Raw genomic sequence first — 16,715 nt, forward strand, 5'->3', positions numbered from 1 at the left:
GCGCTGTCACAAGGGAGGCGTAGGACGGAGTCCAGTACGCGGCATGTCCGTCTCGCAGGTTATCGCCGCAGGACGTGGGTCCCTAAATCACAGATCACATTTGGGCGGTGATGACGGTCACAGATCGCGTGGTCACCGCGGCAAAACCCGCGGCCGCCGGGCCGGCCGGGCGGCCCCTGCGGCGCCGGACACCCCTTGTTTGCTCTGGTTGCTCCCGCGATCAGGTGACCGTGTCCGGTATGGGAAGGGGTCGCTTCTCGATCGCCGCGGCCATCACCTCCGGGAAGAGGTCCGGCGTGCAGGCGAAGGCCGGCGCGCCCAGCGCGGCGAGCGCCGCCGCGTGCTCGCGGTCGTATGCGGGAGCCCCTTCGTCGGAGAGCGCGAGCAGCGTCACGAACTGCACTCCGGACGCCTTCATCGCCGCGACCCGCTTCAGCATCTCGTTGCGTATGCCGCCTTCGTAGAGGTCGCTGATGAGGACGACGACCGTGTCGGCGGGCCGGGTGATCTGCGACTGGCAGTACGCGAGCGCCCTGTTGATGTCGGTCCCGCCTCCCAGCTGCGTACCGAAGAGGACGTCGACCGGGTCGTCGAGCTGGTCGGTGAGGTCGACGACGTTCGTGTCGAAGACGACGAGCCGGGTGTCCAGCGACCGCATGGACCCGAGCACGGCCCCGAACACCGAGGCGTAGACCACGGACGCGGCCATCGACCCCGACTGGTCGATGCAGAGGATGACCTCCTTCTTCACGGACCGGGACGCCCGCCCGTACCCGATGAGCCGCTCGGGGACGATCGTCCGGTACTCCGGCAGGTAGTTCTTGAGGTTGACCGCGATCGTGCGGTTCCAGTCGATGTCGTGGTGGCGGGGCCTGCTGACGCGGGCGCTGCGGTCGAGGGCTCCGGTGAGCGTGGAGCGGGTCCGTGTCGCGAGCCGCTTCTCCAGGTCCTCGACGACCTTGCGCACGACGGCACGCGCGGTCTCCTTGGTCGTCTCCGGCATGGCCTTGTTGAGGGAGAGCAGGGTGCCGACCAGGTGCACGTCTGCGTCGACGGCCTCCAGCATCTCCGGTTCGAGGAGGAGCGCGGAGAGCCCCAGCCGGTCGATGGCGTCGCGCTGCATGACCTGGACGACGGACGAGGGGAAGTACGTCCGGATGTCCCCGAGCCAGCGCGCCACGGACGGCGCCGACGCCCCGAGCCCCGCCGAACGGTCCCGCCCCCGGCCGTCCTTCCCGCCCCCTCCTCCGTACAGCGCGGACAGCGCGCCGTCCATCGCCGCGTCCTGGCCGGTGAGCGTGCATCCCGTCCCGTCGGCGCCTTCCCCGCCCAGCACGAGCCGCCACCGCCGCAGCCGCTCCTCGGTCGCCCCGCTCATCCCGCCACCCCCACGCAGTCGTTGCCCTTGATCCCCGCCGCGGCCCCCGCCACCGCACACCCCTCCGCCTCTGCCTCCGTCACCGCACGCCCCCCCGCCGCCAGCTCCGCTCCGGCCTGTGCCTCCGCTTGCTCTGCCCCTTCCGCTTCCGCCCCCGCTCCGGCCTGTGCCTCCGTCGACAGGCCCAGCAGCAGGTGCACGACCGGCACGACGGCGTCCGCGCGCGCCGCATCGACCTCATCGGCGAAACCGGGCAGGCCGCCGGAGAGCCCACCCCCTACCGCGCTCACGGACCCGCTCGCCACGCGCCCCGCCCCGGCTCCGGCCCCCGCCGGCCCACGTCTCACCAGCTCGCCCAGCGTCCGCCGCACCCCCGGCTCGTACGCCGAGAAGGTGCGCCGCAGCAACGGCAGTACGTCGGTGAAGGCGCTGTCCGACACCCCGCTCAGCCAGTCGTCGACCAGACCGAGCAGCCGCTCGTCGTGCACCAGCAGCATCCCGCCGCCGGACCCGCCTCCGACGAACCCCTCGATCCAGGCGGCCCCTTCCGCGGGCGCGCTCCCACGGGACAGCGCGAGCCCCATGAGCCGGGCGACCTCCTCGTCCCCCCATGCCCCCGCGTCCAGCAACAGGCGCACGCTCCGCCCCCGCACGACCCCGGCGACAGTGTCCCGCTGCCCCAGCACCCGGAGCACGGAGTGCCAGCGCTCCCGCACCCCCTGCCCTCCCGTGTGGGCTGTGTCCACGGCGCCGGGCGCCGAAGGCCGAGGCACCGGCCCGCCGGCCGGACCCGGGCGGATGTCGCCGAGCAGCCCCACCGCCCCGTGCACGGCGTCGACGTGCCCCCGCATCTCCACGGCCGCCTCCGCGTCCAGACCCGCGCACGCGGGCGGCAGCCCCACGAAGATCCGCTCGGCGAGCCCCAGGGCCACCCCGCCGAGAGCCTCGGTGCCGGTCCCCCGGACGTCCCCGTACCGAAGGGACCGCACCAGCGCGGGCAACGCCTGCGCGAGGTGGCCGACGTCCGCGTCCAGTGCCGCCCGGTCCGCCAGCACCCGCATCACCACGGGCAGGGCGTCCGGCAGCTCGGCCAGCAGGCACCGCTCGGCGAGCGCCGTGACGTCGGCGAGGGCCCTCGCGTCGACCGCGTCGGACGAGGCCTTGCCCGTGGCCGCGGCGAGAACGGTGGTCCCCCACACCCCCGCCTCCGCGACCCGCACGGAGAGCTCCGGTTCCCACCGCAGCCGCCAGGTCTCCCGGAACGTCCCCGTGCTCCCCCGGGACGCCACCGGCTCCCCCCAGTGGACGCCGAGCAGCCGCAGCCGGTGCAGCAGTCTGCTGCGCGCGGCGTCCGTCTCCTTGCGGAGGTCGAGCTCCAACTCCCGCTGCGCCGCTTCCGGTTTGAGCCGCAGCGCGCGCTGCAGCCGCGTGAGGTCCCGCTGCAGCGGCACCGCGGGCGCCGACTCGGGCACCTCGCCCAGCACGTCACCCACGACGAGCTTGTCGTGCACGAGTGCGAGCGGGACGTCGGAGCCCTCGCACAGCACCGCGCGCACGGCGTCGGTCGTCTCGGTCAGCCCTGCCAGTGGCCGCCCCCGCATCACGGCCAGTGTGTCGGCGAGCCGCACCGCCTCGATGACGTGCGCGGACGAGACGAGCATGTCCTCGTCGCGCAACAGGCCCGCGACCTTCGTCATCCACCGCTCGACGGGCCGGTCGGGCGCGCTGAACAGATGCCCGTACCAGCCGGGGGAGGTGATCCCCGCGCCGTACCCGCTGGCGCGGGAGAGCCGGCGGTGGGTCCACGGGACCCACGTCATCTCGGCCTTCACCTTGGGCAGCCCTTTGAGCAGCGCCCGGTCGGCGGCCACGGTGACCTTCCGCAGCAGCGCGGGAACGTGCCAGGCCCCGCACACCACGGTGACCCGCTCGGACCCGAACTCCTTCTGCGCGGCGCGGACCTGGAGTCGCATGTATGCCTCGCGCACCAGGTCACGGTCGTGCCCGCCGTCCCCGTAGGCCTCGCGCAGGGCCCCCATCGCGTCGCCCAGCGCCTCGAACGGCGCGAACGCGTCACCGTCCGCCCCGCGGTGCTCGACGACGTCCTCCCACCAGCGCTCGGGGTCGTCGTACCCCGCGGTCTCGGCGAGGACGCCGATCGGGTCGATCCGCACGTCCTCCTCCCCCGGCGGCACCTTCTCGCCTTCCACCTCCTCCTCGGCACGCAGGGCGAGTGAATGGGCCGCGGGCAGGTCGATGAAGCGCACCGTCGCCCCATGCTCCAGGGCCCACTTGATGGCGACCCACTCCGGGGAGAACTCGGCGAGCGGCCAGAACGCCGAACGGCCCGGCTCGTCCACCACATGGGCGAGCAGCGCCACCGGCGGCCGCATCCCCTCGTCGGCGGCGAGCGGCACCAGGGCGTCGGCCTCGGGCGGGCCCTCCACGAGGACGGCGTCGGGCCGCCTCTCGGCGAGCGCCGCCCGCACCGCACGCGCGGAACCCGGACCGTGGTGCCGCACCCCGAGCAGCAGCGGTTCCGGCGCGCTCGTCATGCGCTCACCTCGCGGCACGCGCGGTAGAAGTCCTTCCACCCGTCGCGCTCCCGCACGACCGCCTCCAGGTACTCCTGCCAGATGACGCGGTCCGCCGCCGGGTCGCGCACGACGGCGCCGAGGATGCCGGCCGCAACATCGCCGGGGCGCAGGACGCCGTCCCCGAAGTGAGTGGCCAGCGCGAGTCCGTTGGTGACGACGGAGATCGCCTCGGCCGTCGACAGCGTGCCGCTGGGCGACTTCAGTTTCGTCCGCCCGTCGGCCGTCACGCCGTCGCGGAGCTCGCGGAAGACGGTGACGACACGGCGTATCTCGTCGATGCCCTCCGGGCCCGTGGGCAGGTCGAGGGAGCGGCCGATCTGGTCGACGCGGCGCGAGACGATGTCGACCTCGGCGTCGGCGCTCGCGGGCAGCGGCAGGACGACGGTGTTGAAGCGGCGGCGCAGGGCGCTCGACAGGTCGTTGACCCCGCGGTCGCGGTCGTTGGCCGTGGCGATGAGGTTGAAGCCGCGCACGGCCTGCTGCTCCTGGCCCAACTCCGGGATGGGCAGCGTCTTTTCCGACAGGATCGTGATCAGCGTGTCCTGCACGTCGGCCGGGATGCGGGTCAGCTCCTCGACGCGTGCCGTCATGCCCTCCGCCATCGCCCGCATGACGGGGCTGGGCACGAGCGCGTCGCGGCTGGGGCCGTGCGCGAGCAGCTGGGCGTAGTTCCAGCCGTACCGGATGGCTTCCTCCGGTGTGCCCGCGGTGCCCTGGACGAGCAGGGTCGAGTCGCCGCTGACGGCGGCCGCGAGGTGCTCGGACACCCATGTCTTGGCGGTGCCGGGGACGCCGAGCAGCAGCAGGGCGCGGTCGGTGGCGAGGGTGGTGACGGCGACCTCGACGATGCGTCGCGGCCCCACGTACTTCGGCGTGATCACCGTGCCGTCGGGCAGGGTGCCGCCGAGCAGATAGGTGGCGACGGCCCACGGCGAGAGCTTCCACCGCTGCGGCCTCGGCCGGTCGTCCTGCGCGGCGAGCGCGGCCAGTTCGGCGGCGAAGGCGCGCTCGGCGTGCGGCCGCAGGGCATCCGACGGATTCGCGGTCGCGGACGTCGTCGAGTCGACGGAAACGGTCATGGAGCGATCCCCCTCCAGCTCGTCCGGACGCTTCTGGCCCGGATATGTCTCCACGGTGCACCACGCCACTGACAATCACCCTCCGCACGCCACTGACCTGCGCAAACTCCCGTCGTCGGGTCGATTGTCAGTGGCTGCGCCTACCTTCGAGACATGACTCAGCAGGGGGTGCGCTGGACGGCGGATCAGGTGCTGGCACTGGCTCCTGACGCCCCGTCGCGCAAGGCGGGAAGCAAACTCGGCGTCGCCGGCCCATGGTCGGAGGCGGGCAGTTCTGGCGAGGGGACGGTGTGGGGGCTGTGCAAGGGCAGTGGCAGCAAGCCGTATCAGACGGTCGTCGACATCGCGGACGCGGCGGGCCCGGCGTACAAGTGCAGTTGTCCGAGCCGCAAGTTCCCGTGCAAGCACGCGCTGGGGCTGCTGCTGGTCTGGGCGGGCGCGGACGGCACCGTTCCGGACGGCGGAGAGCCGCCGCCCTGGGCCGAGGAATGGCTCATGTCACGCCGCAAGAAGGCCGAGGACAAGCGGAGTTCGGCCGCTGCGCCCGCACCCGCCGCAGACCCGGAGGCGGCGCGTAAAAGAGCGGCGAAGCGGGCCGAGCGGATCAGCGCGGGGGCGTCGGAGCTGGAGCAGCGCCTGTCCGACCTGCTCCGCGGCGGCACCGCATCGGCCGACCAGGCGGGGTACGGCGCGTGGGAGGAGACGGCGGCCCGCATGGTCGACGCGCAGGCGCCGGGACTCGCGGCCCGGGTGCGGGAATTGGGGGCGATCCCGTCCTCCGGACCCGGCTGGCCCGCGCGCCTCCTGGAGGAGTGTGCGCTGCTGCACCTCCTCGACCAGGGCTGGCACCACCGCGACCGGCTGCCGACCGACCTCGCGGCCACGGTCCGCTCGCGTGTCGGCCTGCCCGCGCACCCGGAAGGCCCGCCGTTGCGGGACCACTGGCTGGTCCTCGCCCAGTACGACACGGCGGACAGCAAACTCACCACACGCCGCATATGGCTGTACGGCACGGAGTCCGGCCGCACCGCGCTCCTCCTCTCGTACGGCGCGGCGGGCCGCGCGCCCACGCTCGCCCTCCCGGTGGGCCTCGCGCTCGACGCCGAGGTGACCTCCTACCCCGGCGCGTCCCAGCCGCGCGCGGAGCTGGGCGAGCAGTTCGCAGCACCGGCACCCACCGCACACCGCCCCCGTGGCGTACGCACGGAAGAGGCCGCCGTCCGCTACGGCGAGGCGCTGCGCGGCGACCCATGGCTGGAGTCCTGGCCGGTCACGCTCTCCGAGGTGATACCGACCCCGCACGAAGGCTCCTGGCAGCTGACGGACTCCGAGGGCACCACCGCCCTCCGGACCGCCCTCCCCCTGTCCCCAGCCGCCATATCCAGGCCGGGCCTGTGGCGTCTGGTCGCCCTGTCCGGGGGCGCACCGCTGACGGTGTTCGGCGAGTGCGGCCACCAAGGCTTCACGCCCCTCACGGCCTGGCAGAAGGACTCACGAGAGCCGGTGCCGCTGTGCTGACAGCCGCGCACCAGGGAACGTACACACACCAGGGGACAACCGCGCACCACGGGACAAACGCACACCAGGAGACACGCATGTCCACTGCACCCCCCGCCCCCACCTGGGACGACCTGGTCACGGCGGCCTTGCTGGGCACCGACCGCCGCGCGCTGCCCCCCGCCCTGCACGCCCCCGGCAAGGAGGCGCCACTCGCCCTCCTGGACGCGGCGGCGGTGCAGACGGTGCGCCGCAGGGCGGGCCTGCGCCCGGCCCCGGCCGCCGCACCACCCGAACCCGCCCCGGACGACCCCAGGCCACAGGTACCGCCCGCGGCCGGACGCAGACTCGCGACGCTGCTCACCGACCAGCCGGGGACCGGCAGCGCCGGCCGCCGCGGCGCCGCACCCGACCTGATGGAGCTCCTGCCCCAGTGGCTGGCCCTGGCCAACGCGCGAGGATACGGGGCGCCTCCGGAGCTCCTGCCTGCCCTCCTGAACGCGGCCCGCGGCCGCACGGACCTGCGCCCCCAGGCACTCACCTTCGCGGGCCCGAGAGCTCTCTGGCTGGCCCGCCTGAACCCCGACTGGAAGTTCGCACTCCGCGCCACCCCGGGAGGCGGCGTGGCGCTCCCGTCGACCGACGACGCACAGAGAGTCGGGCAGCTCTGGGAGGAGGGCCTCTTCGCCGAGCGCGTCGCCCTGCTCACCGCGCTGCGTGCGGACAACGCCCGCATGGCCCTGGACCTGCTCACCTCCACCTGGCCGACGGAGCGGGCGGAGGACCGCCTGATGTTCCTCGACTCGCTGCGCACGGGCCTCTCCGCCGCGGACGAACCCTTCCTGGAGCAGGCCCTCACCGACCGCAGCCGCAACGTCCGCTCCACAGCGGCCGAATTGCTCTCCGCGCTTCCCGAATCGGCCCTGGCGGGACGGATGTCGGCGCGCGCGGCCTCCTGCGTGGCCGTCGACCACACATCGAGCACGCCGACCCTCACCGTCGAGGCGCCGCACGAGTGCGACGCGGGCATGGAGCGGGACGGCGTCATCCCGAAGCCCCCGAACGGCCGGGGCGAGCGCTCCTGGTGGCTCGGCCAGCTCGTGGAATCGGCCCCGCTCGCCACCTGGCCGCCCCGGCTCGGCAACCGCACCCCGACCGAGATCGTGGCGCTCCCGGTGGCCGACGACTGGCGGGGGGAACTGCACGCCGCGTGGTGTCGCGCGGCCGTACGCCAACGTGACGTGGCCTGGTCCAGAGCGCTGCTGGGCGCCCCCTCCTCACCCGACGCGGCAGGCCCGGGCGCCGTATCCCTGGCCGAGCGGGCCAAACTGCTGGCCTCCCTGCCCGCCGCCGAGCGTGCGGACTGGGTGGCGGGGTTCATAGCGGCACACGGTCTGTCGGAGGCGTTCCAACTGCTCGGCGTCTGCGCGGTTCCCTGGGCCGGCCCTCTCGGCCGAGCCGTGGTCGACTCCCTGAACATCGCGCGCGACGCGGGCAGTTACCCGTGGAGCTTCAGCGGAGTGATGGGCCTGGCCGAGCGCTGCCTGGACCCGGCCGAGGCGGTCCGCCTGGAAGCGCTCACCGCCATCCCCGACGAATCGGAGGACGCGTCACCCGGCGCGGGCAGCTACTGGTCGGAAGCGTTCCAACGCCTGGTCACCACCCTGCGCCTGCGCGCGGCGATACGCGACGAACTCGCCCCGGCGACATGACGTCCACCGTGCTGACGCCCATCGACATGGCGTCCACCGCCATGTCGCCGACCACGGCGGACCACCGATGGGACCCCTCAAGCGACCTGGGGACCCCTCAGGCGGCCTGGCGCACGTTCCCCCGGACCCACTCCACGATCGACGTGGTGGTGGCCCCGGGTGTGAAGATCTCCGCGACGCCCTTCTCCTTCAGCGGTGCGATGTCCGCCTCCGGGATGATGCCGCCACCGAACACCTTGATGTCCTCCGCGTCCCGTTCCTTCAAGAGCTCCAACACCCGCGCGAACAGCGTGTTGTGCGCTCCGGAGAGGATGGAGAGGCCGATCGCGTCGGCGTCCTCCTGGATCGCGGTGTCCACCACCTGCTCGGGCGTCTGGTGCAGCCCGGTGTAGATGACCTCCATACCGGCGTCGCGCAACGCCCGCGCGATCACCTTGGCCCCGCGATCGTGCCCGTCGAGCCCCGGCTTGGCGACCACCACGCGGATCGGCCCGGCTGCCACACCCATCACTGCCTCCATGTACCGATATCCGTAACCGACAACAGTCTGTCCCCGGCACAGATACCCCGCACCGCACCGGCCGGGGAAGTGAACGAACGTTATCCCCAGCATCGCGCAAGCGGCAGTTTCACGGTGGAGAGCGAGGGGGAAATCACACGTGGGACACGTTCGCTGCGCGCCCGTCCGTAACCCAGGGGTTCACGCTCCGCATCCGGACCAGGCGCGAGGGGAGCCGCAACGAGACGCCGGGCCACCGCGCCGGCAGCCGCACGGCGTGGTGACACCGCGTATCGGCGATGCAACGGGGGCACGGAGTCACCGCAGGGCGGTGGCCGGGATCGCCATCGCACAGCCGACTCCTCGACCACGACTCCCCCTAGGGCACACGGGGGACAGAGCCTCCCTTCCGTGCGCCAAACGGGAGGTCGACGATGCCGGTCACGAAGGCCCACGCGGGGGCCCGCCCCTTTCGGCCACTCGGTTCGCTGCTGCCGAAAATCCTCGGCCTGACCCCACTCCCGGCCCTCCCCGCTCTGCCGGCCAAAGTGGCCGGCCTCTCCGTGGCCCTGCTGAAGGCGACCGCACTGGAGATGACGATCCTCGCGGGTCACGTGCTCCTCTACCCCTCCGGCATCGCCCAGGAGCGCAGGTCGGCCCCGGTCCAGCCGCCTCCCGGCGCTCCCCGGCTGCCCCCGGACGGCAGGCCTCCGGTCCTGCTCCTGCACGGTTTCATCGACAACCGCTCCGTCTTCGTACTGCTGCGCCGCGCGCTCTCCCAGCACGGCCGCCGGGTGGAGACCCTCAACTACTCCCCATTGACCTGCGACATCCGTGTCGCCGCCGAGCTGCTCGGCCGCCACATCGAGGAGATCTGCGAGCGCACGGGACACGCCCGGGTGGATGTTGTCGGGCACAGCCTCGGCGGCCTGATCGCCCGCTATTACGTGCAGCGGCTCGACGGTGACGCACGCGTACGCACGCTGGTCACGCTCGGCACCCCGCACGCCGGCACCCGCGTCGTGCCGCTCGCGGACGCCCACCCGATCGTCCGACAGATGCGTCCGGGCTCCGACGTGATCCAGGAACTCAAGGAGCCGGCGCCGGGCTGCCGCACGCAGTTCGTGAGCTTCTGGAGCGACCTGGACCAGATCATGGACCCGCTGGAGACGGCCTGCGTCGACCACCCCGACCTGCTCGCGCAGAACGTCCGCGTGACCGGCATCGGGCATCTCGCACTGCCGGTGCACCCCGCCGTCGCGAACGGCATACGCCAGGCACTCGACCTGGCGAATCCAGGAGCCGACGCCAAGAGCGCACCGGGCGGACTGACGGTCGCCTGACCCCGGCCCACCTCATCCGTCACTCCCCACCTCCACACCCCCGCTCGCACCCACTCCTGTCGAACGAACCTCGAACGCAGAGCCAAGGCTGTGCCCACAGTCCCCCGAAAGACGGCCGAATGCCCGTTTCCTGAAACCGTGAAACCTGCCGAAGATTGTCGCGCCCGTATACCGCCGGGTACAGTCGCCGCACTGCTCTGCCCCTGCTGCCGAGGCGAAAGAGAAGTTGGTGAACGACCGTCACCCGTCGGGGAGCTCGACTCCCCCGTCCTCGGCACCCGGCGCCGACCAACCGCACTACCCGACGTACGACCGACAGAGCGCCCAGCACGGCGGCTACGGCTACGACACCTACTCCACCGGCACCTTCGCCACCACCGGTTTCGACACCGGAAGCTTCGAGACCGGAAGCTTCGACACCGGTACTTTCGCCACCGACCCGCTCTTCGGTGACATGCCGGGCACCGGGCACGACACGGGCCAGTGGGCGACCACCACGGCCACCACGGCCCCGCCGCAGCGGACGACGCTCACCGAGGATCCGTACGCCGCGCAGTACTACGCCGAGACGTACGACACCGGCAGCTACGACACCGCCTCCATGTGGTCGACCGGTGGCTACCAGCAGCTCGCCGACATCCCCTCGCAGCCGGGCCCCGACTCCACGGGCCAGTGGGACACCACCGCCTGGGACCAGACGCCGCAGACCGGCGAGTGGGACACGCAGACTTTCGACACGAGCGCGTACGACCCGCATGACGTGGCCCCGCCGCACGAGGCGGAGCAGCCCGACCTCGACCAGTACGCGCTCGACGCCGACGCCGACGCCGACGACCCGTACGGGACCGTGGACCCCGAGACGGCCGCCGCGGATTCCGGGAGCGCCGCTCCCCGGACGTCCCGCGCCTCCCGCGGAAAGAGCGGCGGCGCCGACGGCGGCCGCTCCAGGACCCGCCGCCGGACCCCCGCCAAGCGCTCCGCCCTGTTCACCGTCGCGGTGCCCTCGGCCTGCGTCATGGGCGTCGCCGGAGTGGCCGCCGCGTCCGTGGGCAGCTTCGGCGGGGACGACGAGAAGAAGGAGACGACGGCGTCGGCTCCGGACACCGCGCCCGTGCAGCCCTCCGCCGCCAACAACAAGCTGGACACCCAGCTGGCGAACCTCTCCGCCGACGCCGGCGACTTCGCGGACCGCGCGAGCCGCACGCAGGAGCGCATCGACCTCAAGGCCGAGAAGGTGGCCGCCCAGAAGAAGGCCGCGGCCGAGGCGGCGCGCAAGGAGCGGCTGCGCCCCAAGTTCGCCCTGCCGGTGAAGCAGCACGGACTGAGCGCCTACTACGGCCAGGCGGGCGTCAACTGGATGTCCGCGCACTCCGGCATCGACTTCCCTGTGTCGTACGGCACGGAGGTCCTCGCCGCGACCGACGGCACCGTGTCGACGAAGTGGAACAGCGCCTACGGCAACATGGCGATCGTCACCGCCAAGGACGGCACGGAGACGTGGTACTGCCACCTCTCCACGCACAAGATCTCCAGCGGTCCCGTGAAGGCGGGCGAGGCCATCGCCTTCTCCGGGAACTCCGGCAACTCCACAGGACCGCACCTGCACTTCGAGGTGCGGCCGGGCGGCGGCTCGGCGATCGACCCGCTGCCGTGGCTGCGCAGCCACGGCCTCGACCCGACGTAACCCCTAGAGCAGCTCTCCGGCCGCCGCCCTCGGCGTCAGAGCCGTCAGAGCTTCTCCACCGGCGCGTACCTCAGCAGCAGGCGCTTCGGCTTGGGCTCTCCGAAGTCCACCGTCGCCTCGGCGTTCGCACCCGTCCCCTTCACCCCGACCACGGTCCCGAGGCCGAACTGGTCGTGCGTGACCCGGTCGCCGACGGCGAGCGACACCACCGGCTTCTCCGACGCGCGGCGCGTGGCGAAGCCCTGCGCCCCGCCGGAACGCGAGCGCGAGGACGACAGCGTCGAGGCGATGCCCGCCGCCGGCCCGGACGAGACGGGTGCGCCGACCGAGCCGGTCCGCTTCCAGTCCAGGTGCGTGTCCGGGATCTCCTCCAGGAAACGCGACGGCGGGTTGTACGACGGCTGGCCCCAGGCGCTGCGCATGGAGGACCGGGTCAGATAGAGCCGTTCACGCGCGCGGGTGATGCCCACGTACGCGAGGCGGCGCTCCTCCTCCAGCTCCTTGACCTGCCCGAGGGCGCGCATGTGCGGGAAGACGCCGTCCTCCATGCCGGTCAGGAACACCACGGGGAATTCGAGGCCCTTGGCGGTGTGCAGGGTCATGAGCGTGATGACTCCGGAGCCGTCGTCCTCCTCGTCGGGGATCTGGTCGGAGTCGGCGACCAAGGCGACGCGCTCCAGGAAGTCGGAGAGCGTACCGGCCGGGGCGGTCCCCTCCTCGCCCTCGGCGGCTGCGCTGTTGTCCTGCTCGAACTCCAGCGCCACGGCGGCGAGCTCCTGGAGGTTCTCGATGCGGGTCTCGTCCTGCGGGTCGGTCGATGCCTGCAGCTCGGCGAGGTAGCCGGTCCGTTCGAGCACGGCTTCCAGGACGACGGCCGGGCCCGCGCCGGACTCGACGATGGTCCGCAGCTCCTCCATGAGCGTGTTGAAACGCTTGACGGCGTTGGTGGAGCGGGCCGCCATTCCGTACGCCTCGTCGACGCGGCGCAGGGCCTGCGGGAAGGAGATCTTCTCGCGCTGCGAGAGCGCGTCGATCATGGCTTCGGCGCGGTCGCCGATGCCCCTCTTCGGTACGTTCAGGATGCGGCGCAGCGGGACCGCGTCCTCGGGGTTGGCGAGAACGCGCAGGTAGGCCAGCACATCGCGGACCTCCTTGCGCTCGTAGAAGCGGACGCCGCCGACGACCTTGTAGGGCAGGCCGACGCGGATGAAGATCTCTTCGAAGACACGGGACTGGGCGTTCGTCCGGTAGAAGATCGCGACGTCGCCGGCCTTGGCCTCGCCCGCGTCGGTGAGGCGGTCGATCTCGTCGGCGACGAACTGGGCCTCGTCGTGCTCGGTGTCGGCGACGTATCCGGTGATGCGGGCGCCCGCGCCCTGGTTGGTCCAGAGGTTCTTGGGGCGGCGGCTCTCGTTCCGCTCGATGACCGCGTTCGCGGCGGTCAGGATCGTCTGCGTGGAGCGGTAGTTCTGCTCCAGGAGGATCGTCGTCGCATCGGTGTAGTCCTCCTCAAACTGGAGGATGTTCCGGATGGTGGCACCGCGGAAGGCGTAGATGGACTGGTCCGCGTCGCCCACGACGCACAGCTCGGCCGGGTCGTCCTCGTCGCCTCCGGAGGGGCCGACGAGCTCGCGCACCAGGGCGTACTGGGCGTGGTTGGTGTCCTGGTACTCGTCGACCATGACGTGCCGGAAGCGGCGCCTGTAGTGCTCGGCGACGTCAGGGAAGGCACGCAGCAGGTGGACCGTCGTCATGATCAGGTCGTCGAAGTCCAGCGCGTTCGCCTCGCGGAGGCGTGACTGGTACATCGCGTAGGCCTGGGCGAGGGTCTTCTCAAAACCGTCGGCGGCCTGAGCGGCGAAGTCCTCCTCGTCGACCAGCTCGTTCTTCAGGTTCGAGATCTTGGCACTGAACGACTTCGGCGGGAACTTCTTCGGGTCGAGGTCCAGGTCGCGGCAGACCAGGGCCATGAGGCGCTTGGAGTCCGCGGCGTCGTAGATCGAGAAGGAGGAGGTGAAGCCCAGCTTCTTGTACTCGCGGCGCAGGATGCGGACGCAGGCGCTGTGGAAGGTCGACACCCACATCGCGTTCGCCCGCGGGCCCACGAGGTGCTCGACGCGCTCCTTCATCTCGCCCGCGGCCTTGTTCGTGAAGGTGATCGCGAGGATCTGGCCGGGGTGCACGCCGCGCTCGGCGAGGAGGTACGCGATGCGGTGGGTCAGCACGCGGGTCTTGCCGGAGCCGGCGCCGGCCACGATGAGCAGGGGGGAGCCGGCGTGCACGACGGCCGCGCGCTGGTTCTCGTTCAGCCCGTCGAGGAGCGACGCCGGGTCGATGACCGGGCGCGGGGCACCGTCGCGGTAGTGCGACTGCCGGGTCATGGGCGCGTCGAACTTCCCGTCGAACAAGTCGTCCGGAATGGGCTCCGGAGCGCTGTCCTCGGGCGGCGGGGGCGCTTCGTCCGCGGCCTTGGAGGCCTGCAGGTCCGCCAGGAAGCTGTCATCAAAGAGGCTGCTCATCGCCTCCCGAGTCTAGGCGGCGCCACTGACAACCCGCTGCGGGTTCCGGACACACCCCGACCTTCCTACGCCGCGCTCACAAGCGATCACGCTTGGCTACGCCGCTTCCGGTCTCCGCCGTGTCCGCGTCAAGGGTCTCGTAAAGTCACGAAAATGTATCGGGCATATCGAACATCAACCTTCACAGGAGCCACACGGGTTGGCTAGCGTGCCCGGCGGGCCACTCGCCCCCCACCGGCGAACCCCGCCGGGAACGAGTGACCTCCGCCGAGTCCGACGTGTTCGGAGCCGGGGACCCACCAGAACCTTGGGGTGAATCGGTCCCGTACGAAGTACGGGACTGTAGGGCAGCCTTCCGAACCACCCGCCCGAACCCGACAGCTAACCCGGTAGGCGGTCTACGGAAGGAGTCGCCTCCCTTGGCGTCGCACCGCAAGCCGCGGACCCGTACAGCCGGCATACGCACGGCCCCCGCCCTCGGCATCACGACGGCAGCCCTCACCTCCGTCGCCCTCCTGGCTCAGAGCGCACAGGCGGCGCCCTCCGCGCCGACGAAGCCCAGCCTCGAAGAGGTCCAGAAGAAGGTCGACGAGCTCTACCAGCAGGCCGGCGTGGCCACCCAGAAGTACAACTCGGCCAAGGAGCGCACCGACAAGCAGCGCAAGAAGGTCGACCGCCTGCTCGACGACGTGGCCAAGCGCACGGCCGAGCTGAACGACGCACGCGAGGAGCTGGGCTCGTTCGCCGCCGCCCAGTACCGCACCGGCGCCGTCTCGGAGACGGCCACGATGATGCTCGCCGAGGACCCGCAGGGCTACTTCGACCAGAACCACCTGGCGGACCGGCTGACCACGCGCCAGAAGAAGGCGGTCGACGACTACCAGGCGCAGCAGGCATCGGCGACCAAGCAGCGCACGAAGGCCGCGAAGAGCCTCAAGACGCTGAGCGACTCGCGGGACGACCTCAGGACGAGCAAGCGGACCGTCCAGAAGAAGCTGGGCGACGCGCGTGAGCTCCTCTCGGAGCTGACCGCCGAGGAGAAGGCGCGGCTCGCGGAGATCGAGCGGAAGAAGAAGCAGGAGGCCAAGCGCAAGGCCGAGAAGCTGGCCCGTGAGCAGGCCGCGGAGGCGGAGCGCGAGCGGAAGGCCGAGGAGGCGGCGCAGCGGGAGAAGGAGCGGGAGTCCGACCAGGGCTCTGGTTCCGGCTCCGGCTCCGACGCGGGTTCGGGTTCGGGTTCGGGCTCAGGATCCGGAACCGGCTCCGGCTCCGGCTCCGGAAGCACCGACGGCAGCTACGCCACCAAGGCCGCGAAGGTCATCGACTTCGCGGAGGGTCAGATCGGCAAGCCGTACGTGTGGGGCGCCACCGGCCCCGACTCCTACGACTGCTCCGGACTCACCCAGGACGCCTGGAAGGCCGCGGGAATCTCCCTGCCGCGTACCACGTGGGACCAGGTGAAGGTCGGCACGGCCGTGAAGACCGCCGACGCCAAGCCGGGTGACCTGGTGTTCTTCTACGACGACATCAGTCACGTGGGGATCTACATCGGCAACGGCAAGATGATCCACGCCCCGAAGCCGGGCGCGAACGTCCGCGTCGAGTCGATCTACTACATGCCGATCCACAGCGTGGTGCGCCCCGCTTGAGCACAAAGCGCTTGATCACAAAGCGCGTGGCCCGCATCCGGCAGGATGCGGGCCACGCGCGCGTAGAGGTGTAAAAACTCAGGTCCACAGCACCGCGATGAAGATGTTCGCCGTGGTCAGCAGGCCGACCGCACCGAACATGCCCTTGTCGACCTTCTCCTCGTCCCGCTTCACATAGACCAGCGCGAGGATCACGATCAGCAGGGCCAGCTTGATGCCGATCTTGACGTTGTTGACCGTGTTGTCGTCCGCCTGGTTGAGGCCCACCAGGACCACACCGGTGACGAGCATGATCAACGCGCCGTGCAGCATTCCGGGGCTGAAGCGCGCGGTGCCCTGGCCCATCTGCTTCATCTGGGTCAGGAAGCCGCCCAGGAGCGAGGCGATGCCGATGATGTGCAGGCCGACGAAGAGATGGATGAGTAGGTCCATGAGGCCGGAGCCTAGCCGGGCGTCGGGCCGGGCCGGGCAGGCGCCCCCATATCACCTCACTCCGGCCGGGCAAGCCGGAAACGAGCCATCGGTCACGGCCATGCGCCAAGCGGCCGCCGTCCGGCGAACGGCACGGTCGTTGTCGGTCACTGTCCGCCCACTTCCGTCAGTTGCGCACAGTCCCTCACCAACCGGTGACGGCCAGGTTTAGCGTCCTTCACCAGGTGACCGGCTCCCCAACCGCCGTCCGAACCTGGTCGGCTGTCGGTCACCACCGCCGAGAAACCCGGCGGCGGCCCGTCCCCCCTGTGCGGGCCGCCGCCGGACAC

At 71.6% G+C, this 16,715-nt stretch carries 11 protein-coding genes and 1 riboswitch; of the genes, 5 read left to right on the forward strand and 6 right to left on the reverse strand.

Features of this window, described 5'->3' with window-relative positions; translation table 11 throughout:
• Positions 1-220: 220 nt before the first annotated feature.
• The 3 genes from AB0H82_RS16955 to AB0H82_RS16965 are packed head-to-tail and all read right to left on the reverse strand — an operon-like array spanning position 221 to position 5,054.
• A complete protein-coding gene (locus AB0H82_RS16955) occupies positions 221-1,378 on the reverse strand; it encodes a VWA domain-containing protein (protein WP_362993345.1) in 1,158 nt (385 codons plus the stop codon).
• Positions 1,375-3,933 carry a DUF5682 family protein gene (locus AB0H82_RS16960; RefSeq protein ID WP_362993347.1) on the reverse strand — a complete coding sequence of 853 codons (2,559 nt, stop codon included), beginning with the start codon at positions 3,931-3,933 and terminating at the stop codon, positions 1,375-1,377. The genes AB0H82_RS16955 and AB0H82_RS16960 overlap by 4 nt, the downstream gene beginning before the upstream one ends.
• Positions 3,930-5,054, reverse strand: a complete 1,125-nt coding sequence (locus AB0H82_RS16965) for an AAA family ATPase (RefSeq protein ID WP_362993349.1) — start codon at positions 5,052-5,054, stop codon at positions 3,930-3,932. Before AB0H82_RS16965 ends, AB0H82_RS16960 begins: the two co-directional genes overlap by 4 nt.
• A gap of 153 nt (positions 5,055-5,207) precedes the next feature.
• Between AB0H82_RS16965 and AB0H82_RS16970 the strand changes: the two genes are divergently transcribed.
• Both AB0H82_RS16970 and AB0H82_RS16975 read left to right on the forward strand, forming a co-directional pair.
• Complete coding sequence (locus tag AB0H82_RS16970; protein WP_362993351.1) at positions 5,208-6,572, forward strand: SWIM zinc finger family protein; 1,365 nt, start codon at positions 5,208-5,210, stop codon at positions 6,570-6,572.
• Between the two features lie 77 nt (positions 6,573-6,649).
• A complete protein-coding gene (locus tag AB0H82_RS16975; protein ID WP_362993353.1) occupies positions 6,650-8,263 on the forward strand; it encodes a DUF5691 domain-containing protein in 1,614 nt (537 codons plus the stop codon).
• Between the two features lie 97 nt (positions 8,264-8,360).
• Here the strand turns inward: AB0H82_RS16975 and AB0H82_RS16980 are convergent, their stop codons facing one another.
• Positions 8,361-8,771, reverse strand: a complete 411-nt coding sequence (locus AB0H82_RS16980; RefSeq protein WP_362993355.1) for a cobalamin B12-binding domain-containing protein — start codon at positions 8,769-8,771, stop codon at positions 8,361-8,363.
• Positions 8,772-9,355: 584 nt separating this feature from the next.
• Between AB0H82_RS16980 and AB0H82_RS16985 the strand changes: the two genes are divergently transcribed.
• The gene (locus AB0H82_RS16985) at positions 9,356-10,105 is read left to right on the forward strand and encodes an alpha/beta fold hydrolase (RefSeq protein ID WP_362993448.1); all 750 of its coding nucleotides are present in this window, start codon (positions 9,356-9,358) and stop codon (positions 10,103-10,105) included.
• 229 nt (positions 10,106-10,334) lie between these two features.
• A complete protein-coding gene (locus AB0H82_RS16990) occupies positions 10,335-11,789 on the forward strand; it encodes a M23 family metallopeptidase (protein ID WP_362993357.1) in 1,455 nt (484 codons plus the stop codon).
• A 44-nt stretch (positions 11,790-11,833) separates the two neighbouring features.
• On the opposite strand, the gene pcrA is transcribed toward AB0H82_RS16990, so the two are convergent.
• A complete protein-coding gene (pcrA, locus tag AB0H82_RS16995; protein WP_362993359.1) occupies positions 11,834-14,308 on the reverse strand; it encodes a DNA helicase PcrA in 2,475 nt (824 codons plus the stop codon).
• 255 nt (positions 14,309-14,563) lie between these two features.
• Positions 14,564-14,720: riboswitch (cyclic di-AMP (ydaO/yuaA leader) on the forward strand.
• Positions 14,721-14,727: 7 nt separating this feature from the next.
• Between pcrA and AB0H82_RS17000 the strand changes: the two genes are divergently transcribed.
• Positions 14,728-15,954, forward strand: coding sequence for an NlpC/P60 family protein (locus AB0H82_RS17000; protein ID WP_362993361.1), 1,227 nt, complete (start codon positions 14,728-14,730; stop codon positions 15,952-15,954).
• Between the two features lie 78 nt (positions 15,955-16,032).
• Here the strand turns inward: AB0H82_RS17000 and AB0H82_RS17005 are convergent, their stop codons facing one another.
• A complete protein-coding gene (locus tag AB0H82_RS17005; RefSeq protein WP_362993363.1) occupies positions 16,033-16,386 on the reverse strand; it encodes a hypothetical protein in 354 nt (117 codons plus the stop codon).
• Positions 16,387-16,715 lie beyond the last annotated feature (329 nt).

Origin of the sequence: Streptomyces sp. NPDC050732, from assembly GCF_040654255.1 — a bacterium.
Lineage (GTDB): Bacteria > Actinomycetota > Actinomycetes > Streptomycetales > Streptomycetaceae > Streptomyces.

Coding starts and splice junctions, on each gene's coding strand:
- AB0H82_RS16965 (WP_362993349.1), bottom strand. CDS start 5,054: ATGACCGTTTCCGTCGACTCGACGACGTCCGCGACCGCGAATCCGTCG.
- AB0H82_RS16985 (WP_362993448.1), top strand. CDS start 9,356: ATGACGATCCTCGCGGGTCACGTGCTCCTCTACCCCTCCGGCATCGCC.
- AB0H82_RS16970 (WP_362993351.1), top strand. CDS start 5,208: ATGACTCAGCAGGGGGTGCGCTGGACGGCGGATCAGGTGCTGGCACTG.
- AB0H82_RS16980 (WP_362993355.1), bottom strand. CDS start 8,771: ATGGGTGTGGCAGCCGGGCCGATCCGCGTGGTGGTCGCCAAGCCGGGG.
- AB0H82_RS17005 (WP_362993363.1), bottom strand. CDS start 16,386: ATGGACCTACTCATCCATCTCTTCGTCGGCCTGCACATCATCGGCATC.
- pcrA (WP_362993359.1), bottom strand. CDS start 14,308: ATGAGCAGCCTCTTTGATGACAGCTTCCTGGCGGACCTGCAGGCCTCC.
- AB0H82_RS16960 (WP_362993347.1), bottom strand. CDS start 3,933: ATGACGAGCGCGCCGGAACCGCTGCTGCTCGGGGTGCGGCACCACGGT.
- AB0H82_RS16975 (WP_362993353.1), top strand. CDS start 6,650: ATGTCCACTGCACCCCCCGCCCCCACCTGGGACGACCTGGTCACGGCG.
- AB0H82_RS16955 (WP_362993345.1), bottom strand. CDS start 1,378: ATGAGCGGGGCGACCGAGGAGCGGCTGCGGCGGTGGCGGCTCGTGCTG.